Source organism: Staphylospora marina, assembly GCF_003856495.1.
In the GTDB taxonomy this organism is placed as follows: domain Bacteria; phylum Bacillota; class Bacilli; order Thermoactinomycetales; family Thermoactinomycetaceae; genus Staphylospora; species Staphylospora marina.
In genome coordinates, this window is the sequence record NZ_CP034118.1 from 434,686 (window position 1) to 455,286 (window position 20,601).

Annotated in this window: 19 protein-coding genes; 15 read left to right on the forward strand and 4 right to left on the reverse strand. The window is 56.8% G+C overall.

The genetic code is table 11. The features are described 5' to 3' along the window. Positions 1-3: 3 nt before the first annotated feature. The 9 genes from EG886_RS02285 to EG886_RS02325 all read left to right on the forward strand — a co-directional run bounded on the left by EG886_RS02285 (position 4) and on the right by EG886_RS02325 (position 9,376). Positions 4-1,464 carry a CD3337/EF1877 family mobilome membrane protein gene (locus EG886_RS02285; protein ID WP_124726618.1) on the forward strand — a complete coding sequence of 487 codons (1,461 nt, stop codon included), beginning with the start codon at positions 4-6 and terminating at the stop codon, positions 1,462-1,464. 17 nt (positions 1,465-1,481) lie between these two features. Further along, positions 1,482-2,063 carry a hypothetical protein gene (locus tag EG886_RS02290; protein ID WP_124726619.1) on the forward strand — a complete coding sequence of 194 codons (582 nt, stop codon included), beginning with the start codon at positions 1,482-1,484 and terminating at the stop codon, positions 2,061-2,063. Continuing rightward, entirely contained in the window at positions 2,047-3,192 is a 1,146-nt protein-coding gene (locus EG886_RS02295) for a peptidoglycan DD-metalloendopeptidase family protein (RefSeq protein WP_124726620.1), read from the forward strand. Before EG886_RS02290 ends, EG886_RS02295 begins: the two co-directional genes overlap by 17 nt. Before the next feature lie 66 nt (positions 3,193-3,258). Further along, positions 3,259-5,859, forward strand: coding sequence for a helicase HerA domain-containing protein (locus EG886_RS02300; RefSeq protein WP_124726621.1), 2,601 nt, complete (start codon positions 3,259-3,261; stop codon positions 5,857-5,859). Between the two features lie 90 nt (positions 5,860-5,949). Beyond that, positions 5,950-6,255, forward strand: a complete 306-nt coding sequence (locus EG886_RS02305) for a hypothetical protein (RefSeq protein WP_124726622.1) — start codon at positions 5,950-5,952, stop codon at positions 6,253-6,255. 128 nt (positions 6,256-6,383) lie between these two features. Further along, a complete protein-coding gene (locus tag EG886_RS02310) occupies positions 6,384-6,704 on the forward strand; it encodes a hypothetical protein (protein ID WP_124726623.1) in 321 nt (106 codons plus the stop codon). A 217-nt stretch (positions 6,705-6,921) separates the two neighbouring features. Next, positions 6,922-7,473 (forward strand): GNAT family N-acetyltransferase, encoded by a 552-nt coding sequence (locus tag EG886_RS02315; protein WP_164491601.1) that lies wholly within the window; start codon positions 6,922-6,924, stop codon positions 7,471-7,473. Positions 7,474-7,683: 210 nt separating this feature from the next. Further along, the gene (locus EG886_RS02320; protein WP_338134652.1) at positions 7,684-8,841 is read left to right on the forward strand and encodes a type III polyketide synthase; all 1,158 of its coding nucleotides are present in this window, start codon (positions 7,684-7,686) and stop codon (positions 8,839-8,841) included. Beyond that, positions 8,834-9,376 (forward strand): isoprenylcysteine carboxyl methyltransferase family protein, encoded by a 543-nt coding sequence (locus EG886_RS02325; protein ID WP_241154346.1) that lies wholly within the window; start codon positions 8,834-8,836, stop codon positions 9,374-9,376. Before EG886_RS02320 ends, EG886_RS02325 begins: the two co-directional genes overlap by 8 nt. Positions 9,377-9,485: 109 nt before the next feature. On the opposite strand, the gene EG886_RS02330 is transcribed toward EG886_RS02325, so the two are convergent. The 4 genes from EG886_RS02330 to EG886_RS02345 all read right to left on the reverse strand — a co-directional run bounded on the left by EG886_RS02330 (position 9,486) and on the right by EG886_RS02345 (position 13,687). After that, on the reverse strand, positions 9,486-10,901 hold the full coding sequence (locus EG886_RS02330; protein WP_206425334.1) for an alanine/glycine:cation symporter family protein: 1,416 nt from the start codon (positions 10,899-10,901) through the stop codon (positions 9,486-9,488). A 428-nt stretch (positions 10,902-11,329) separates the two neighbouring features. Beyond that, positions 11,330-11,701 carry a hypothetical protein gene (locus EG886_RS02335; protein WP_124726627.1) on the reverse strand — a complete coding sequence of 124 codons (372 nt, stop codon included), beginning with the start codon at positions 11,699-11,701 and terminating at the stop codon, positions 11,330-11,332. Further along, positions 11,698-12,030, reverse strand: coding sequence for a hypothetical protein (locus tag EG886_RS02340; protein WP_124726628.1), 333 nt, complete (start codon positions 12,028-12,030; stop codon positions 11,698-11,700). The genes EG886_RS02335 and EG886_RS02340 overlap by 4 nt, the downstream gene beginning before the upstream one ends. A 166-nt stretch (positions 12,031-12,196) precedes the next feature. Next, the gene (locus tag EG886_RS02345) at positions 12,197-13,687 is read right to left on the reverse strand and encodes an FAD-dependent thymidylate synthase (RefSeq protein WP_164491603.1); all 1,491 of its coding nucleotides are present in this window, start codon (positions 13,685-13,687) and stop codon (positions 12,197-12,199) included. A gap of 206 nt (positions 13,688-13,893) precedes the next feature. Between EG886_RS02345 and yunB the strand changes: the two genes are divergently transcribed. The 6 genes from yunB to EG886_RS02375 all read left to right on the forward strand — a co-directional run bounded on the left by yunB (position 13,894) and on the right by EG886_RS02375 (position 20,570). Continuing rightward, complete coding sequence (gene yunB, locus EG886_RS02350) at positions 13,894-14,640, forward strand: sporulation protein YunB (protein WP_124726630.1); 747 nt, start codon at positions 13,894-13,896, stop codon at positions 14,638-14,640. Positions 14,641-14,836: 196 nt separating this feature from the next. Continuing rightward, positions 14,837-15,832, forward strand: a complete 996-nt coding sequence (locus EG886_RS02355; protein ID WP_124726631.1) for an ABC transporter ATP-binding protein — start codon at positions 14,837-14,839, stop codon at positions 15,830-15,832. Then, positions 15,813-16,787 carry an ABC transporter ATP-binding protein gene (locus EG886_RS02360; RefSeq protein ID WP_124726632.1) on the forward strand — a complete coding sequence of 325 codons (975 nt, stop codon included), beginning with the start codon at positions 15,813-15,815 and terminating at the stop codon, positions 16,785-16,787. The genes EG886_RS02355 and EG886_RS02360 overlap by 20 nt, the downstream gene beginning before the upstream one ends. A 171-nt stretch (positions 16,788-16,958) precedes the next feature. Beyond that, positions 16,959-18,563 (forward strand): ABC transporter substrate-binding protein, encoded by a 1,605-nt coding sequence (locus EG886_RS02365; protein WP_420894151.1) that lies wholly within the window; start codon positions 16,959-16,961, stop codon positions 18,561-18,563. A 79-nt stretch (positions 18,564-18,642) separates the two neighbouring features. Further along, a complete protein-coding gene (locus EG886_RS02370; RefSeq protein ID WP_124726633.1) occupies positions 18,643-19,653 on the forward strand; it encodes an ABC transporter permease in 1,011 nt (336 codons plus the stop codon). Positions 19,654-19,661: 8 nt separating this feature from the next. Further along, entirely contained in the window at positions 19,662-20,570 is a 909-nt protein-coding gene (locus tag EG886_RS02375) for an ABC transporter permease (RefSeq protein ID WP_124726634.1), read from the forward strand. Positions 20,571-20,601 lie beyond the last annotated feature (31 nt).

Here is a 20,601-nt window from a genome sequence, read left to right on the forward strand (position 1 = left end):
TGAATGAACTGGAAAAAATGGTGCTTTGCCCTGCTGGCTTGCCTGCTCATGTTCCTCGGGCCTGTCGGTGGAAGCGGTCGGGCGGAAGCGGAGGAAACCACCAAAAAATCGGAAGGTTACGGTCTCATCACCGACCTGCTTACCGTGTTTCCCGAAGAACAGGCCAAACGGGCAAGAGCCCACGGATACGAAGTGAAGTTCAACCGATACAAGCCGAGTCAATACAATCTGGAATTGACGCTCGAGGAGAGAAGTTTCTGGGAAGTCAACGATGTGATGTCCGATGTGTCCTACGACTTCATGAACAAAGTGAACAACTTCCTCTGGCAAGGGTTGTTGGCCTGGGATTTCACGGTCATCCTGCTGACGGAAAACGCATTTTCGCTGGATGTGGTCGATCAGTTTTCCGAAGCGGTGGAGATCGGGGTGCAGCAGCTGGCCGGTTTTGACGGGGACGGCATCGGAAACACCGGACTGTTCGGGCATTTCCTGACCACGATGATCATCGTGGTGGGGGCTTGGATCGCCTACAAGGGAATCGTCCAGAAGAAAACGACGGACGCGCTGAGCGCTTTGGTGGTGAGCGCATTCATCCTGATGGCGGGTCTGGCCTTCTTTGCCAATGCCGGAGGAATCATGCGCTATCTCAACGACATCAGCAGCGGGCTCAGCCAGGAAGTGGTCGGGGTGGGGGTGAGCTTTCAGGGGAAAATGGAGCCGGATGCGCCGGTGTACCCTTCCGATGTGGCTTCGTTGGTGGTTGCCGACAAGATGTACCACATGATGGTGTATGAACCGTACATCATGCTTCAGCACGGGAAAACATCCAGCGATCCGGAAATGACCCGGGAGAGGGTGGAACGGATTCTCGCGCAAAAACCGGGCAGCGAAGCGCGGGCGGAGGCGGTGAAAGCCGAAAAAAGCCGCGGGAACATGATGGTGACCACTTCCGGCGTGTTCCAGCGGCTCACGCTGATCCTGATCCTGATCGTCTCCCATCTCATCCTCGGGGTGATGTTCCTCATCCTTGCGGGAGCGATGCTCGTGTACCAGTTTCTGTTCGTGCTGATCGCCCTGTTTGCTCCGTTTGCGTTTTTGCTCGCGCTCAACCCCTCCTGGCGGGACATCGTGGTCACATGGGCCAAAAAGCTGATCGGTTATCAGGTGATCAAGCTGATGATCGGGATTTTGCTCTCGATGCTGTTGGTGTTGTCGCAAATGCTGTACACCATGACTCCCCCGGAAAAGGTGGGATATGTCTGGACCATTGCGATGCAGTTGATTCTCGTGGTCGGGGTGATCTGGAAACGGAACGAGCTGTTCGGCATCTTGCAGGCGCCCATGGGCAAGATCAAGGATTATGATGCCAAAATCAACATCGACACTCCCGTGCAGTACGTGACCAAGTACACGCAGAACCTGGCGAACAAAGCCGGCAACATCAAAATGATGAGAAGAAAATGAATCCGGGTGGGATTTCCGTGTTCAACACCGAAACGTCAAGCGGGCGCCGACGGTTGTTTCTGCTGGTTCTCCTGGTTTTTCTCGTCGCCGGGTTCACCGCCAAACACTTGCTGATTCGTCTGGGATGGGTCGGCGGGGGACGGTCGGAAGCGGAGCATCCCCGGATGGTGGAAGCTCCCGTTTCGCAACCCGCCGGGAGTGAAGAGGGCACCGGGAAACAATCCCCGGATCTCAAAGAGGCGGAAGCGTTCGCGGCCCGCTACCTGGTCATGTACGCTTCCCGGGACCCCGCAAAAAAAGCGGAAAGATTGAACGGTCTGCGTCCCCACACCACCGCGGAGTTTTTTGCAATCCTGGAGGAAGAGGCAAACGGAGCGAGACCCACCGCGGAAAATGAGGTGACGACCGTCTCGGACATCACCCGCGGGTCCTGCGAGGAGGACCGGGAAGCGGTCACGTGTATTCTGCAATGTTCTCTCGTGGAGCGCGGCCGTGACGGAAAAGAGATTCTGACGGAACAGGTGTATGAACTGCGTTTGATCCGTGACGGGTCGGGGTGGAAGACAGAAGGAGTGTCGGTGCGTGGCAGCTTCGAGTAGCACGTCGGTGCGTGCGGGAATTCGGCGAAAAACCGGGCTCTTTTGGGCCCTGCTGACCGGAGGAATCGGAGCATTCGGCGCGGCGTTGTTGGCGGGCTTGCTGCTGATCGCCATGGCATTGCTCACCTTTATGGGGCATCCGTCCGGCCCGATGCCGGAAGAAAACTGGGAAATCGCCTCAGGTTTTCCGCAGGCGGCTCAAAAATATTTGCCCATTTACATGGAAGCAGGAAAGAAGTACGGGGTTCCCTGGCCGATCCTGGCGGCCATTCACAAGGTGGAGACCGATTTCGGCCGAAACCTGTCGGTCAGCAGCGTGGGAGCCAAGGGTCACATGCAGTTCATGGACAAAACCTGGGTGGGCTGGTCCTATCCCGGCGGAACCGCACTCGGAGATTTGCCCGATTCCGTCGACATCACCGACCCGCGGCTGATCGCCAAGTATGGCGGATACGGCGTGGATGCCAACGGGGACGGCAAGGCGGATCCCTATGATCCGCATGATGCCATTCACGCGGCAGCCAAATACCTGGCGGCCAACCATCGCCCGGGCGAGGATTGGTATGCGAGGCGGGGAGCGGTTTGGCAGTACAACCACGACTATGAACGGTACGTGCTCAAAGTGAAGAGGTATGCCGAGGCGTTCGCCGTGCCGGTTCCGGTCGGCGGCACGGTGAAGGGGAGCGGCCGGTTTCTGTGGCCCGTTCCCGGAGGAAGGCTCACCTCGGGGTTCGGATTCCGGCCCCATCCTCTCAAAAACGTGTACCGCCAACACGATGGAATCGACATCGCCCGTGAGCTGGGGGCTCCCATTCTTGCCAGCGACGCGGGAACGGTGATCGAGTCACGCGAATCCCAGGGGTACGGATGGATCATTGTGATTGATCACGGGAACGGGTACCAGACGTTGTACGCTCACATGGAGCCGGAGGACGTCATGGTCACCCCCGGGCAGAAAGTCGGCAGGGGGCAACAGATTGCACGGGTGGGAAAAAACGGGTGGGCGACCGGTCCCCATCTCCATTTTGAAGTCAGATTTTCGGGACGATTGGTGGATCCCGTCACCGTATTGGATGGGCAAACGCACGTGGCGAAACAAGGAGATGTCCGTCAGGCAGCGAAACCATAACACACGCAATTTTTGTCGGAAAAGAGGAAATTTTTCCGGAGTCAGGTGCGGAAAGGTGGGGTCAGGGTGTTTCACTGGAAAGTTCCCCAAGGCGGGGATGACCAGTTTGTCAAATTGGCAAAGGGATTTTTCTGGGCAGCGGCCATCGCGGCGGTCGTGTTCGGTTTGTTCAAACTGTGGAATTGGCTGGAAGATGTGTTCGGCGAAGAAGACAAAGCGGACATCGCGACCGGCGTGTTGGATCAAACCGCTTCTTCCGTCTGGGCTTTCATCGCCGATTGGGCTCCCGCGCTCTTGGCATTGGCGATCCTGTTCGTGATTCTCGGCGTGTTCTCCGGACTGTTCGTCCGGCTGCAATATCGGAAAAGAGAAGCGGACAGGGCCAAGTACATCCGCATTTTGCCGTCCGGCCAAGTGAACCTTGAACTGGAAAAGATTGCGGAGCTCACCCGCACGTTCGGAGGGATGGTCAGACCGTGGCAGCTCCGTTTCCGGTTCGGGCGTCCCTGGTTCCGTCTCCGGTTTGCCATTCCGAGCGGTTCCAACGAGATCGGGATTTACATGGCATATCCCAGGGACAAGGAGAACAGCGTCAAGGATACCATCCGAAGCGTGTATCCGTCGGCGGAAATCCATGACATCACGGAAGAACAGTTTCCGCAGCCGTCCAAGGGCGGGGCGGGCGGACACTTTTACTATGCGTTCGGCTCAAAGAAAGGGTTGCCGCTGGCATCCCTGCAGCAAACCAAAAAAAGTCAGCTGGAAAGCATTTTGAACTGTCTGCGTCCGGGAACCTATCTGGATCTGCAGTTTGCGCCGGTCAGCTGGAAGGAGCTGGCGGACCGTTCGGAAGATGCCCTGGATCAACTGAAGCGCAAAAAGATGAAGGACATGGATCCCGAGGATCGCATGCGGAGAATCAGTCTGATGCAGCGGCTGACCGGCAGGGAATTGACGTTTCACGTGCGCCTGACGCTCTGGTCCAACCACGAAAAGGCCAACCAGGTGATCCGGTCCACGGCCGAGTCCATCGAAACCGCCATGAAGCATGACGGAGCCATCACGTTCTACCGGCACAACTGGTGGAATATGCTCGATGACAAAAATCTGGTGCCGATTCCCTGGCCGTTCACCATCATGACTTGGGACTGCGACGAAATCGCCAATCTGTTCCATCTGCCGCCGAGCGACGGGTACATCTACCAGGAGCCGAAGGAAGAAGGCCCCGATGTCCGGGGATACATCGCCCATTTGGAACCCAATCAACGCTCTTTGACATCCGATGAGCTCACGGAGGGCGTGTTGATCGGAAAAATCCGCCATCCCCTGGAAAGCAGGGAAGTGCGGGTGCCGTACGAACAGCTCTCCAAACACTTCCTGATCACCGGAGCCAGCGGGATGGGCAAGTCCAGCCTGACCGTGGAAATGCTCCAATCCATGCTCAACGACTGGTTCGATGATCCGGACAATCATCCCGGATTCACCGTGTTCGATCCGGCGAGGGAAATCATCCCGATCATTGAGAACCGGCTTCGCGTTGCCGAACAATTCGGGGTCAAGTTCCCGAGGGAAAAGGTTCACCATTTCAATCTCTCGCATGACGCGACGCACGTTCCCGCCCTCAATCTCCTGCACCGGATCGAGGGTCTCAGCAGCAACCAACTGGCCCATGAAGTGGCCACCGTGCTGGTGACGCTGGCCGAGGAAAACGAATCGCTGCTCCGGACCCGGAGACTGATGGGCATGGCGGTGCAGAGTCTGCTCGAGGACAATGAACGGCATACCATTTTGGGCATCGACGACTTGTTCCGCAATGAAGCCTTCCGCAAAAGAGTGCTTCAAAACGTGAACGATCCGTATGTGAAGCGCTTTTGGGCCAACGCGGACGAACAGGAGCTGAGAAGGGAAGCCGAGTTCGTCATCCATCGCGTGGACCGGCTGCTGCAGAGTCCGACGATGCGGCGCCTGTTCTGCCAAAAAGAGATGAGTCTGGACGTGCGGCGTTACATGGATGAAGGACATATCGTTCTGATCGATGCGTACGGTCTGAAGGAATACGATCTCCGCGTCACGGCGGGGCATATTCTCAATCAGTATTACCAGACGGCGCGCAGACGGCCAGCCGGGTCCCGCTTCCATCTCATGATGATGGATGAGGCGCACTTGATGCAGATCCCCTTGCTGACGGAAATTTTCATGGAGGACCGGAAATACGACTTCGGTCTGGGATTGATCACCCGGGAGATCGATCAGTTCAACAATGAAGAGCTGATGCAGACGATGAAATCCAACATCGGCATGGTGATCAGTTGCGCGCAAACCGAAGGGTCCGATGAAGTGGAAAGCCTCACCCGGAACAGTTTCCGTCGGGAGTTCATCGAATCCCTGCCGGTTCGGCACGCCGCGGTGTACATTCGCCTCAAGCGTCGTCAGCGCAGTGCCGTGACCACCTGCGTCGTGGAAAATGAACCGCCCCATGTGTACAAACCGGACGGGAAAGAAGCGAACCACAGAACGCCGGAGAAAGAGGAAGCCATGCAATGGGGATTGGAGTGGGGGCTGGAGATCATGAAGAATTCCCCGGAAGTCCGGCCGGTTGAGGTCGTGGACCGGGAAGTTGCCGACTACATGAATGCATCTTTGGACTACAAACAAAACAGCGGATGAAAAAACGGCAGGGCAGACCGGGACACCGGATTCCCGGTCTGTCTTTCACCCTTTTCGGAACGGGTTTTTGCGAGGATGGGGGGCGTCTTCTTGATCAACTTGCTGAAAGCCGTCTTATCATTGTTCAGGTCGACGTTGAATCTGATTGAGTCGGCGTTCATCGCCTTTTACGTCGGAAGTTCTTTCAATTCTCTCGCCTTGATGGTCGTGTTGTTTGTCACGTTCATGGGCTCTCTCTTTTTGAATGCCGTCATTCCGTTCGTGCTCGGCTGGGCGTTCCTCGCTTTTGTTGCCGTGTATCTCAACATCGATCAACCCCTGATCACCGCTCTGGTGGTTGCCCTGATTGCGGGGGGAATTCGTTATCTCATCTCCCGGATTCGGTTCCGGTCCTGAATCCGATTCAAGGATGGATGCACGTCAAACCGCCCGGATCGATTCTTTGTCGGGAAGTGGAACCCCTCTCCATGTTCTGCTATACTCTCCATGGACTGAACCTGAGGGGAAGTCTGGGAGGGATGGACATGGTGGATCGAAAGTGGGCGTATTATTACGTCACCATTATCATTGTGTTTTTGATCGGACGACCGGTCCTCATTCATTTGGCCGGATTTGAAACGGGGACGATCGATGAGACGTACCGGTGGGTCTATGTGGCCTGGGTGAACGGATTTTCTCTGTTGTTTTTGGGACCTGCCTTCTGGTGGATCACCCGGCGGATGCTCCGCATGATCGGCGGGAAGGTGGAGCGGCGGGAATGGCGGTTCGTTGCGTCGTTTTTCAGCTTGATCATTCTGATGATGGCGTTTGTGGTCGTCTATTACAGTTTCATTCTGTCTTTTTGAATCAGAGCCGGAATGAGCCGAAGAAGGATCTCTTCCGGCTTTTGTCATGAAAACCCGATGAAAAGATTCCTTCTTCGGGCCATTCGGACAGATTGGTTTCAGGCTCCGTGATTGGGGAAATCACGATCGGGGACCAAAAGAGCATACCGGATTCGTCTCTGCAACGGAATCCGGATTCGTCGTACGTTACTTGGAAACTGCGGGAGGGGTGCAAGCCGTGATTCGTCTGTTGGCGCTGGAGCGGGAGGATTGTGCTTGGCTGTTCTCGTGGGTGGAACCGACGCCCGCTTTCTTGATGCAATGGGCCGGACCGGGTCTGGTGTTTCCGCTTTCGTTGGAGCAACTGGAGCGAGATTGGGAACGGGGGATGGCAGCCGATTCCGGTCGGCTGATGTTCAAGGCGGTGGATGAACGGGGAGTGCCGGTGGGGACGGCGGAACTCTCCTCCATTGACCGGCTGAACGGCTCCGCCCGCATCCGTCGGGTGTTGATCTCTCCCGAATGTCGGGGAGCGGGATGGGGCGGGCGCTTGATCCGGGAACTCCTCAGGATCGGTTTTGAGGAGTTGGGATTGCACCGGATGGAGCTGGGCGTGTTTGATTTCAATGAAGCGGCGATCCGCTGCTATGAAAAGGCCGGATTTGTCCGCGAAGGAGTCTCCCGGGAATGTCGTCGGGTGGAAGGACGGTATTGGAATTTGGTACATATGGGCATATTGGCTCCGGAATATCGTCGGCTGCGGGAAGGGTCCGAATCTTCGGCAGGTTGAGCGGCCGTGGACAACGGAAACCTCCCCCGACGATGAAAATCCGGGATGAAAAATGCCGCCGACTCCGGAAAGAACAAGGTTTCGGCCGGGCGGAAATCCGGCTCACGGGACGAAGGAGAAAGGTTCCCGAAAAAAATTCGGACGAGATTTTTGCATCTTTTTCCAGTCGGGAGCTCACTCTAACAGAGACCGTACATCATGGGACAGGCGGTGAGCACATTGCCAACAGTGATTTCCGTTGGAACGGCGGTTCCTCCTCACCCCGTCAGACAGGAAGAGGCCAAGGAATTTGCCCGGGGAGTCTTCGGGTCTTCGCATGCGGAGATCGATCGGTTGTTGACGGTGTTTGATCATGCGGCGATTGAGACCAGGTATTTCAGCAGACCGCGTGAGTGGTTTGAAGAACCCCATTCTTTTGCCGAACGCAACCGGATTTATGCGGAGGTGGCCGGTGAACTGGCGGAATCGGCCATCCGTTCCTGCCTGGAGGGGACGGGGGTGAAACCTTCCGACATTGATCAACTCATCTTCGTTTCCTCCACGGGAATCGCCACACCGGGAATCGATGCCCACCTGTTCAACCGGCTGAACATGAAGCCGACGCTGAAACGGACGCCGGTGTGGGGATTGGGGTGTGCCGGCGGCGCGGCCGGCCTGGCGCGCGCGTGGGAAGGGGCCAGAGCGTTTCCGGAGAGCCTGGTATTGCTGGTTGCGGTGGAATGTTGCGGACTGACGTTTCGCCCTGAAGATACGTCGAGAAGCAATCTGGTGGCCACTTCCCTGTTTGCGGACGGAGCGTCGGCCGTATTGGTGGCCGGTGACCGGTCGAAGTTCGCAGGAAGAATCGAAGGACCCGTCATCGTGGACGCCATGAGTGTGACTTGGCCCGATTCGCTTTCCGTGATGGGATGGGAAGTGGAGGAAGACGGACTCAAAGTGGTCTTTTCCAAAGAAATTCCGCAGCTGGTCAGGCAGCGCCTTCGGCCGGAAGTGGATCGTTTTCTCGCACGCAGAGGGCTGCAGGTTCGGGATGTGGACACCTTTGTCGCCCATCCAGGCGGGAGAAAGGTTTTGGAGTCGTACCGGGATGCTTTGGACATACCCGCGGCGAAGCTGCAAACGTCGGCCGACATTTTGCGGCAATACGGCAACATGTCTTCCGCGACGGTGCTGTTTGTGCTTGAGCGGGAACTGGAGAAAAGCCACCGCTATGGCAGTTGGGGACTGCTCACGTCCCTGGGGCCCGGATTCAGTCTGGAGATGGTGCTGCTCCGCTTTGGCGAACCGGAACATGAGGGATGGAGCTCCCGTTTCGGATCGGGCGAACCGGAGTTCCACCGGACAAAGCAGGGTGAGAGCGTTGAGTGACAAGTGGTTTTGGCTGCTGTGGAGCGGATTGGCCATCCAGCGCTTGCTTGAATTGTCCCTGTCCGGACGAAACCGCAGGTGGATGGAATCCCGGGGCGGTTGGGAAGCGGGAAGGGAGCATTATCCGCTCATTGTGGGCGTCCATCTTCTCTTCTTTGCCGGAATGCTGGTGGAAGTATGGATCGGGGGAGCGCGTCCACCGGATGGGTGGCCGATTCCTTTTCTGCTTTTCCTGACATCACAGGCCCTTCGACTGTGGTGCATTCGCTCGCTCGGCCCTTGCTGGAACACGAGAATCATGGTGATGCCCGGCCACCCGTTGGTGAAATCCGGTCCGTACCGGTATCTCCGCCATCCCAATTACCTCGCCGTCGCGGGAGAGCTCCTCTTCTTTCCGATGATGTTCGGAGCATTTTGGACGATGATTTTGGTGAGCATGTTGAATGCGGCCTTGCTCGTGTTCGTGCGCATTCCCGCGGAGGAACGGGCCCTTCGCACGGCGACCGGAAAAGGACGGGCGGAACCCGGGCGATGATTCTCACTCACAGACGTGCAAAAATCCCCCTGACTCCAACCACGGGCCAGGGGGATTTTTGATTTGCCGAAACGTTGTCAAATGCTCGGGCGCGCCTCCGCGCGTCGGATCAGCCTGCTTTGGACTGTCGGTTTTGGGAGGAGTCCCAAGCTTCCACTCCGGTCAGACCCGGCAGGGAGTCCGCGGTAAACTCTGGATTTTTTCCTGCCTTGCGCTGCTCGTTGTAGTGTTTCAGCGCATTCATTGCCACTTTGCCCAGCAGCAAAATGGCCACAAGGTTGATGATGGCCATCAATGCCATGAACAAGTCGGCCAAATCCCAGACAATTTGTACCTTGGACACGGCCCCCCACATCACCATGCCCAGCACGGCGAGGCGGTAGGTGAACAGCCAACCTTTGCTCCGCTTGATAAATTCGATGTTGGTTTCGCCGTAATAATAGTTTCCGACCATCGAGGTGAATGCGAAAAGGAGAACGGCGAACGCCAGGAAATGCTGGGCCCAGATTCCGAGCTCCGCTCCCAAACCTTTTGAAGCGATTTCAATTCCGGACAGGTTGGCATCCGTGTAAGCACCGGAAACCAGCACAACCGTGGCGGTGGCGGTGCAGATCAAAAGCGTGTCCACAAACACACCGAGCGCCTGGATGAAACCTTGCTTCACCGGGTGGCTGACCGTGGCGGTCGCGGCCGCGTTGGGGGCGGAACCCATACCGGCTTCATTGGAGAAGAGCCCCCGTTTGATGCCCTGCATCATGGCTGCGCCGATCCCGCCGCCGACCACTTGCTCCAGGCCGAATGCACCGAGGACAATTTGCTTCAGCACATCCGGGATCACGGACAGATTGGTGACCGTCACATAAAGTGCCATCAGCAGGTAAGCAATGGCCATGAACGGGACCATCAATTCGGAAGCACGGGCAATCCGTTTGACACCTCCGAAGATGATAATGCCCAGGAAGATGACCAGTCCGATTCCCAGCACGGAGCGGTCCAATCCATAGGTGGACTCAAAGGCCACCGTAATCGTGTTGGATTGCACCGAGTTGAAGACGAGACCGAAGCACAAGGTGATCAGAACGGCGAACAGCACGCCCATCCAACGTTGTCCGAGCCCTTTTTCCATGTAATAGGCCGGACCGCCGCGGAACGTGTCCCCGTCTTTCACTTTGTAGATCTGGGCGAGCGTCGCTTCCACAAAAGCCGATGCACCGCCGATCAGCGCGATGAGCCACATCCAGAAGACGGCACCGGGCCCGCCCAGCGCAATGGCCATCGCCACCCCGGCGATGTTGCCCACGCCGACGCGGGAAGCCGTGCTGATGCAAAAGGCCTGAAATGAAGAGATTCCGCTTTTTTTGCCCATGCCTTCGCCCAGCAACCGGACCATTTCACCGATATGACGAAACTGGGCAAAGCCGGAGCGCAGGGTAAACCAGAGCCCCACGATGATCAGCATGGCGATGATCAGATAAGACCAAAGGAAGTCGTTGGTCATGGCCACGAATTGGCTGAACATTTCCACCGCTCTCACCTCTGTTTTCGTAAAAAGTTGCACAAATTCTTGTATATCATAACAGACACAAAACGGTCACTGACGAATATTGCCATCGGGATTTGGTGGACGGAAAAAGGCAAGAGTTTGTTGAAGTCGGCGGATGAAGAGGAGGAGAAGAAAGTGAATTTCGTCGATACGGAAAATTGGGGGTATTGAAACTTCTTTCTGTTTTTTGGGGTTTCAATACTGAAGGTCGATGTGGTTTGGAAACGGAGGGGCTTTATAACAAATAAAATCAATTTTGTCAATATATTTGGGGAGACGAGGTATGCCATTATTGGATGACGTGATTTTTTATCATGGAAACAGAGAGTTGGGACAGACAAAACATACATCCTGCCGAACTCCTTCGGGAGTCGGCGTCCCCCCGAAACCTTTGAAGGATTCGGGGGTTTTCAGTCTTCCCACATATGCAGGTCTCTCTCTCTCACCCGCTGGTAGACGTCGGCGGGATTGTGGGGACGTGTGGCGATGCGCATGCCGACGGCGAGAAAGTAGAAGGTGTTCGTATCGGGATCATGACGGTACAGAAGGCGCATGTTGGGGCGCTGCTGCTTGCCGGGGTTCCTGACCGAGAAGAATTTCTTCTTGCGAAATCCGCTGAGGGGCGGATATTTGAGAGGGGCTGCTTTGTGGGGACGGTGAATGACTTGATCGATGGCACGGTTGATTTGCATCAGGCATTCGGGAAATCGTTTGCGGCCGATCAAATGGAGCAGGAACGCCAGGTCATCGGCAAATTCAGGATGGTACTTTTCCTTGATCACCGCCTGATCTCTCCCGTCTCGGCCATGTTTTTCAGGAATGACAGCCGATCCATGGACTCCGGTTTTTCCGCCCAGGAGGAAGGAGAGGTATGGATGCGGGTTTCCAGCTCGCGGGAGAGGAGGAGATCTTCGAGGGTATCCTCCAGATCCGCCAGACGGTTCATCAGCGTTTCCCAGGTGTGAATGTCCAGGATCACGGCGCGAAGTTCGTCATTGTGGGTGAGCGTCAGTTTCCGATGGATGGCAAGAAGTTCTTCCAACCGGGAAGGGTCCAGGTCACGAAGATCGCCGGATGAGATCCGTTCGTCCGAATCAAAGGATTTGGTCATGAGGACGCTCCTCTCTCTCTCAGGTCAGGCCCGAATTGTTTCGTCCTGACTTCATTATACAGGCGAAGACGGGCAGGTTGAAAGGAATTTTGCGAAAAGTGGAACTTTGGGCGCGGGAGAAAGGGTCCCGCGACGGACGGGACCCGCAAAGGGATGAATTCCGTTCTCAGCCCGATCGCCGCTTGGCGAACCGGGCCAGCACGGGATGTGCTTTCCGCAGCCGACGATGCAGTTGTTCGAAGGTCTCCCGAATGTCCCACTGCGCTTCCGGAGAGGTTCGCAGGTTGATCAGATGGTACAGCTCCCACAGCGTGGCCGAGGCGGTCACCTGCCGGTGATGGGCGTTGGTCACCGCATACCGGGCGATGAGCGGATTCCATGCTTCCAGCCGTCGGTACACATCTTCCGCCCGGGCGATGAACGCGCAAAACGGTTCTTCCAGCCCTGCTTCGCGGATGTGGGGCGGGACGGTGTAGCCGAACCGGATGACGGGTTCACTGAAGGAGAAATGAGTGCGCCTGTTGTGACGGAGCAACTGGTGCCAGTTGGCTTCCGAAATCTTCATCTCCATCCGGTACGTGAGATGATGCAGTTCATCCAGCGGATTGTCGAAGAAGCGCAGGCGGGAAAGAGCTTCTTCGGCGATTTGCTCTTTTTCTTCCGGAGCCAATCCGGCAGACACCCGTGCGGCTTCTTCCCACGAGAGGGACGCTTCCCGAACCAGCAAATGGGTGGCAAGCTCGGTCAGGCAATCTTCGTAATCCGGCAGAAACGTGAATCGGGCGGACGGCCCCTTCTCGCGGACGGGTTCTTCCTTGCGGAAACGGCTCAAACGGTTTTTCAGCGAGTCCCGGGTCTCCGTCAGGTATTCGTTGGGGTTGACGTATTTGAGCAGGGTGGGGATGACCCGGCTGATTTCCCGTTCCATCTCCCGGGCCAACCGGCGGCACTCTTCATGGGGACTGGACAGAAGCCGGACCAGCGTGTCGCGGAGCGCCCGGCCGTTGCCGGTCATGCCCAGATTGGTCAGGGTGGCCAGGGTGAGCACGTATCGGGCATCTTCAAACGCGATTTTTTCCAGACGAAGCCGCCAGGCCCGTTCCGTTTCGTTTTCCCCGCGCTTTTCCGTCTTTTCCAGATGGTTGGTGAGGCCCGTCATCAGCCGTTCGTACACGTCAAACGCTTCTTCGTTCAGTGACAGAAACAGCGATTTCAGCTCCGGCACCTCGTCCAGTTCCGGCGGAACGTACACGTCGCCGCGTCTGGGGCGTTGGTATCGCTGGCTGTATTCGGTGAAGCTGTTGAACGAATTGGCCAGCTCCAGTTCCGCCGAGGCCAGCCGGCTGATCCGTTCGATGCCGATATGGGCGACGGCGTGTTCGGCCACGCTGGAATGGCCGTATCCCACCACCCATTTCTCGTGGAACCGGGCCGCTTTCTCCGAGAAAGCCGTGGCGATCGATCCGGAATTCATGTCCACCGCCAGCTCTTCATCTTCGAGAAGTTTGCGAAGATTGTCCCGGAAGCTGGCCGGACTCCGGCTCACATACGCAAAAATCACGGCGATCACTTCTTCGGGCAAATTGAAAATGGTGTACACGTTCCGGTCCAGATTGGACACATAGCGGGAAAGATCCACGCGGCTCTTCTCGTTCATCGGGCATTCCTCCTTGCACATACGATAGATTGTACCATTGATGAGCCGGATGCGCTCGGTCTTGTGACTGGAAATCCGCGGTCGCATGTTCAACGTGATGTTCAGCAAGGACGGATGCCGGGCATGGAGGAGTACCGGGAGAGAAGAAAGTTTTCAGTCAGTGGACAATCTCCGCCGCATACACATGGGACGAGGAGGGAGTGTCCATGCGCATTCGGCGGAGACTGGTGCGGCGACCGGGATTTCCGGCGATCGGGATGAGCCGTCACGGAATGAAAGTGCTGGTGGCGGTGATCGTGTTGGGCGTGTTGTTTCAGATGATCTGGATGGTTGAAAAAAATCTGGAACCGGTGCTGCTGACCATCGCCAATACCAAAGTGAAGAAAATCGCCCAGGATGCCATGCTGGACGGGATTCGCGACGTGCAACGATCATTGGGCGGGGAAATGGGGCGGTTGATGGCCGTCGAAAAGGGAGAGGACGGGAAAATCACGTTCGTCAAAATCGACCCGGACCTGCAGGCAAAGATTTACGAGCGGGTGACCGGGCGAATCATGGACAAGATGATCCAGCTGGAACAAACCAGAATCGAGGTCACGTTGGGGCAAATCCTGCAGAACAATCTGTTGGCCGAATACGGTCCGGACATTCCGATTCAGATCTGGCCCAAAGGCGCCCCAAAGGTCAATCTGGTTCCGAAGATGGAATCGCAGGGGATCAACATGGTGATGGTGACCCTCCATCTGGAAGTTCACACCGAGATGGGCATGGTCGTACCGTTCACGGAGCAGAGCATTCCGGTTGATTTTCGGTACCCGATCGCCCAGGCCGTCGTGGTGGGGGAAGTGCCCGATTACTATTTCTACAACGATCTCGGTCAAATCAAGCAGGAGTCGGTGGGGACGCCGCATCATCCCGTACCCCCGGTGCCTTCCGGAAAAGAGGCTCCATAGCGCTCACGGACGGGGTTGAAAAGACCGGGACACGGCATGTTTGTTCGGGAAAGTCGGTCAGTCTTTGAAAGGATTATTAACTTTTTGTGTAGAAAATAGGGACATCCAAAATATTTTGTTGTATTATAAAAACGATTAATCCACTCATCCTTTTGAATTGAATCATAAGTGCGAGATTTTACCCCGAGGTGATCCGATGACCCAACCTGTCCTGGAGATCAAGCAACTGAAGCTGCACTTTTTTACGGACAAAGGCGTGGTCAAGGCGGTGGACGGGCTGGATCTCACCATTCATGAAGGTGAGATTGTCGGCTTGGTGGGGGAATCCGGCTGCGGGAAAAGCGTCACCTCGTTGGCGATCATGGGACTGGTGTCCAAACCGGGCAAGATCGTGGACGGCTCCATCCTGTTTCAGGGGAAGGATCTGACCCGCCTGCCCCCGCGGGAGATGCGGAAGATTCGGGGCAAGGAGATTGCCATGATCTTTCAGGAGCCGATGACTTCGCTCAACCCGTTGTTCACCATCGGAGATCAGTTGGTGGAAGCGATTCGCACTCATCGTTCCTGTTCCAAAAAAGAGGCCCGGGAGCTTTCGATGGAGATGCTGAAAAAAGTGGGCATCTCCCGGGAAGGCGTCCTGGATGATTATCCGCACCAACTCTCCGGCGGCATGCGACAACGGGTGATGATTGCGATGGCCATGGTGTTGAATCCCCGACTGTTGATCGCCGACGAACCGACCACGGCCCTCGACGTGACCATCCAGGCGCAGATTCTCGATTTGATGCGCTTTCTGAACAAGGAGTTCGGCACCGCGATTCTGCTCATCACCCACGACATGGGGGTGGTTGCGGAGATGTGCGATCGCGTGGTGGTCATGTATGCCGGACAGGTGGTGGAACAGACGGAGTGTCGCAAACTGTTCCGTTCCCCCAAGCACCCGTATACCGAAGGACTGTTGAAGTCCATTCCCAAGCTGGATGAACAGCGGAAACGGCTGTATGCCATTCCGGGGCAGGTTCCCACGCCGCTCAACATGCCGGATGGTTGCCGGTTTGCACCGCGCTGCGAGAAGGTGATGGACATTTGCCGGGTGCGGGGACCGGAACTGCTCCCGGCGGATGAAGGCCACCTCAGCCGTTGTTTCCTGCATCAGGAGGAGGCGTTGCGTCATGGAACTGCTCAAGGTTGAGGGGCTCAAAAAAGTGTTCCCCGTCCGCGGCGGTATTTTTGGCAGAAAAGTCGGTGAAATCGTCGCCGTGGATGATGTGAGCTTCACGGTCCGACGAGGAGAAACGTTGGGACTGGTGGGGGAATCCGGCTGCGGAAAATCGACGACGGGACGCTCCATTCTCCGGTTGTACGAACCGACGGCGGGAAAGGTGGAGTTTGAAGGAAGGGATTTGTTGTCCCTCGACGAGGAAGAGATGCGCAAAGCACGGCGCGATCTGCAAATGGTGTTTCAGGATCCGTTCGCTTCGCTCAATCCGAGGATGAAAGTGGCGGAGATCCTGGAGGAGCCGCTGATCGTGCACGGCATCGGAACGGCCGCCGAGCGAAAGGAACAAGTGCGGGAACTGTTGTCCGTGGTGGGGTTGGACAAGACCCACGGCAGTCGGTATCCTCACCAGTTCAGCGGCGGTCAGCGGCAACGGATCGGCATCGCCCGGGCCCTTTCCACTCGTCCGAAGCTGATTGTGGCGGACGAACCCGTATCGGCACTGGACGTGTCCATCCAGTCACAGGTGCTCAATCTGATGATGGATTTGCAGGAACAATTTGAACTCACCTACATCTTCATCGCTCATGACTTGTCCGTCGTGAAACACATCAGCAACCGTGTGGGCGTGATGTATCTGGGTCGGGTGGTGGAACTGGCCGACCGCAACGAACTGTATGAAAAACCGTTGCATCCGTACACGCAGGCGCTTCTCTCCGCCGTCCCCGTGCCCGATCCCGAGGCGAAGCGGGAACGCATCATTCTGAAGGGAGACGTTCCCAGTCCGGCGAACCCGCCGAAGGGCTGCGCCTTCCATCCCCGCTGCCCTCACGTGATGGACATTTGCAAGGAAGTCCGGCCCGCGTTCGAAGACCAGGGCGGCGGACACTTTGTCGCCTGTCACTTGATGAAAAAGGCGGAAGTTTGAGAGAGCACGATCACGGCCGACGGAATTTGAACCGGGCCATGCGGCAATGTGCTTGACAAACCTGCAACCTGTTCATCATGTCGGGGAGGTGGTGGGAGAGAGAATCGGCAGCCCGGATGTGGATTTTGTCGGGACTTCCGCAGTTACCAGCAGAAAAGGGGGCAATGCAAGGTGAAAAAACGCGTTTGGCTTTTGTCGCTGGCCATGATTTTCGTCTTCTCTTCGTTTTTGATGGCGTGCGGGAAAGACGCAGCCGAAAAGCCGAAGGAAAAAACGCTGATTTACGGCCGCGGCGCCGATTCCAAACTGCTTGACCCGATTCAGGTCACGGACGGGGAATCCATCAACGTGACGGATCAGATCTTCGATACGCTGGTGGAATACGACCGCGATTCCACCCAAGTGGTGCCCGGTCTGGCCGAAAGCTGGGAAACCAGCCCCGACGGACTGGAATGGACGTTCAAACTCCGCCAAGACGTGAAGTTCCATGACGGGACTCCGTTCAACGCCGAAGCGGTGGTGTACAACTTCAACCGCTGGATGGACAAAAACCATCCGGAGCACAAAGGCGGGGAATTCCCGTATTACGGGTACATGTTCGGCGGATACAAGGGGGATCCGGGGCATGTCATCAAGAATGTGACCGCCGTGGACGAGTTCACCGTGAAGTTTGAACTCAACAGCCCGCAAGCCCCGTTTTTGAGCAACCTGGCGATGTCTCCGTTCGCCATCGGTTCGCCGACGGCCATCAAGAAAGACCCGGAAGGATTCGCCCGCAATCCGGTCGGAACCGGTGCGTTCATGTTCAAGGAGTGGAAACAGAACGACTCCATCACGCTCGTGAAGAATCCGAATTACTGGAAACAAGGGTATCCGAAGCTGGATAAGCTGATCTTCAAGTCGATTCCCGACAACTCCGCCCGGTTCACCGCGCTCAAATCGGGCGACATCGACATGATGGACGGTCTCAACCCCAATGACGTGAAACTGGTCGAATCCGACAGCAACCTCCAGTTGTTCAAGCAATCGGGCATGAACGTCGGCTACCTGGCGATGAACACGGAGAAAAAACCGTTTGACAATCCGAAGGTGCGTCAGGCGATCAACCACGCCGTGAACAAACAAGCCATCGTTGACACCCTGTTCGCCGGATTGGCGGTTCCCGCCGTCAACCCCATGCCGGAATCGATCTGGGGTTACAACAAAAACGTCAAAGATTATGAGTTCGATCTGGAAAAAGCCAAGCAACTGCTGGCCGAAGCCGGTTATCCGAACGGTTTTGAAGTCGAGTTTTACGCCATGACCGAGCCGCGTCCGTACATGCCGGACGGGAAGAAAGTGGCTGAATTCATTCAGGCGGATCTCGCCAAGATCGGCATCAAGGCCAAAATCGTCACCTATGACTGGCAAACCTACCTGGATCGCACGGGCAAAGGGGAACATGCCATGGCGCTCCTGGGTTGGAGCGGGGACAACGGGGACCCGGACAACTTCCTGTACGTCCTGCTTGACAAAGACAACGCGAAAGCACCGGATGCCGGAAACATCGCGTTCTACAAGAGCGACGCCGTGCATGATTTGCTGATCAAGGCCCAGCAGACCAGTGACGTGAAAGAACGGACCCAATTGTATGAAAAAGCCCAGGAAATCATCAAGCAGGATGCTCCGTGGGTGCCGCTGGTGCACAGCGTGGTTCCCTATGCCGCTTCCAAGAAAGTGACCGGCTTCAAGCCGCACCTGATCAACCTGAATCTCGACACGGTGGATCTGCAATAATCGGAGTGAACGAGTGGCATTGCGCGGTCTGTCCGCCAATGCCACTTTTCCACATCGCAGCAATCGGGAGTGAAACTGCATGTTGGCTTACACGATTCGCCGGCTTCTCATGTTGATCCCGGTGCTGATCGGCATGTCGATCATTACGTTTGCCGTGGTGCATGCCATCCCCGGAGATCCGGCCAAAACCATTGCCGGGGAAAAAGCCACCCCGCAGCAATTGGAAGAGATCCGGCACAGTCTTGGACTGGATCAGCCGTTTTACATCCAATATTTCCGTTATGTGGGGGACCTTTTGCAGGGGGATCTGGGCACTTCGCTGATCACCAAGGTGCCGATCGCCGAAGAGATCGGCCCGTTTCTCGCCGCGACGGCCGAACTGGCGTTGACCAGCCTGGTGATCGCCGTGTTTTTCGGGGTCAACTTGGGCATTTTGTCCGCCTGGCGTCAAAACTCGTGGCTGGATTACGGCAGCATGGTGCTGGCCTTGATCGGGGTTTCCGTTCCCGTGTTCTGGCTGGGCCTGATGGAACAGTGGTTTTTCGCCCAGGAACTGGGGTGGTTGCCTTCCAACGGACGGGTCGATCCGCGTCTTGACATGGAGGGAATCACGCATTTTTATATCCTGGACGCGCTGATCATCGGCGATATGGAGCTGCTCGGTGACGTGCTCCTGCATCTGATCTTGCCGGCGGTGGCGCTGGCCACCATTCCGATGTCGATCATCGCCCGGATGACCCGCTCCAGCATGCTGGAAGTGATGCGTTCGGATTACATCCGCACGGCTCGTGCCAAAGGCTTGTCCGAGTTTTGGGTGATTTACAAGCACGCGTTCAAAAATGCCGTGATTCCCGTCCTGACCGTTGCCGGCCTGCAGCTCGGCATGCTGCTCGGAGGGGCGGTGTTGACGGAGACCATCTTCAGCTGGCCGGGGGTGGGGCGTTATATCTACGATGCCATCAACCAGCGCAACTACCCCGTCATCCAATCCGGCATTCTGGTGCTGGCCACGATGTTCGTCATCATCAACCTGATCGTCGACCTCTTGTATGCCTGGATTGACAAGCGGATTCAGTACGGGAAGGAGTGAACCGGAGCATGCAACAGCCACCGAATCCAGATCACACCACACTTGCGGCAGGACCGGAGCTTCCGGTTCGCCAGGCAGAAGAAACGCCGGTCCGCGACTTTTTCCGGGCATTTTTGCGGCACCGGTCCGCCGTGATCGGCAGCGTCATCATCCTGTTTTTCCTCTTCATCGCCCTGGTGGCTCCATGGATCGCACCCTATGATTATGCGGAGAAATCGGAGGCCGTGCTGCAGGCACCGTCCGGTGAACACTGGTTCGGCACCGATGATCTCGGAAGGGACGTTTTTTCGCGGGTGGTGCACGGTTCCCGCATTTCGCTGTGGGTCGGTTTCATCGCCGTCTCCGGTTCGATCGTGTTCGGAAGTTTGCTGGGGTTGATTGCCGGGTTTTACGGAGGATGGCGGGACACGGTCATTTCCCGCTTCTTTGACATCCTGCTCGCCTTTCCGGGAATCTTGCTGGCCATTGCCATCGTGGCCATGCTCGGTCCGGGGCTGAACAACGCGCTGATCGCCATCGCCATCATCAACATCCCCACCTTCGGACGGCTGATGCGTTCCAGGGTGCTCAGTGTCAAGGCGGAAGATTACATCCTGGCGGCCCGCGCGATGGGAATGAAAAACAGCCGGATCCTGCTGAAACACATCCTGCCCAACAGCTGGACGCCGATCATGGTGCAGGGAACGCTCGGGTTCGCCACGGCGGTCATCGAAGCGGCTGCGCTCGGCTTTCTGGGACTCGGCGCACAGCCGCCCGATCCCGAATGGGGCACCATGCTGGCCGACTCGCGGAAATTGATCCAGATCGCGCCGTGGACGATGATCTTTCCGGGAGTGGCCATCATGCTCACCGTGCTCGGATTCAACCTGCTGGGTGACGGGCTGCGCGATCTGTTTGATCCCCGGATGAAGCAGTGACGGAGCGCGGGGATGAAGAAAAAGGAGTCGC

Bases quoted from the DNA above. Each gene is read 5' to 3' on its own strand.
- EG886_RS02310 (WP_124726623.1), top strand. From the start codon at position 6,384: ATGGTGGATCGAAAGTGGGCGTATTATTACGTCACCATTATCATTGTG.
- EG886_RS02355 (WP_124726631.1), top strand. From the start codon at position 14,837: ATGACCCAACCTGTCCTGGAGATCAAGCAACTGAAGCTGCACTTTTTT.
- yunB (WP_124726630.1), top strand. From the start codon at position 13,894: ATGCGCATTCGGCGGAGACTGGTGCGGCGACCGGGATTTCCGGCGATC.
- EG886_RS02375 (WP_124726634.1), top strand. From the start codon at position 19,662: ATGCAACAGCCACCGAATCCAGATCACACCACACTTGCGGCAGGACCG.
- EG886_RS02360 (WP_124726632.1), top strand. From the start codon at position 15,813: ATGGAACTGCTCAAGGTTGAGGGGCTCAAAAAAGTGTTCCCCGTCCGC.
- EG886_RS02340 (WP_124726628.1), bottom strand. From the start codon at position 12,030: ATGACCAAATCCTTTGATTCGGACGAACGGATCTCATCCGGCGATCTT.
- EG886_RS02285 (WP_124726618.1), top strand. From the start codon at position 4: ATGAACTGGAAAAAATGGTGCTTTGCCCTGCTGGCTTGCCTGCTCATG.
- EG886_RS02370 (WP_124726633.1), top strand. From the start codon at position 18,643: ATGTTGGCTTACACGATTCGCCGGCTTCTCATGTTGATCCCGGTGCTG.
- EG886_RS02345 (WP_164491603.1), bottom strand. From the start codon at position 13,687: ATGAACGAGAAGAGCCGCGTGGATCTTTCCCGCTATGTGTCCAATCTG.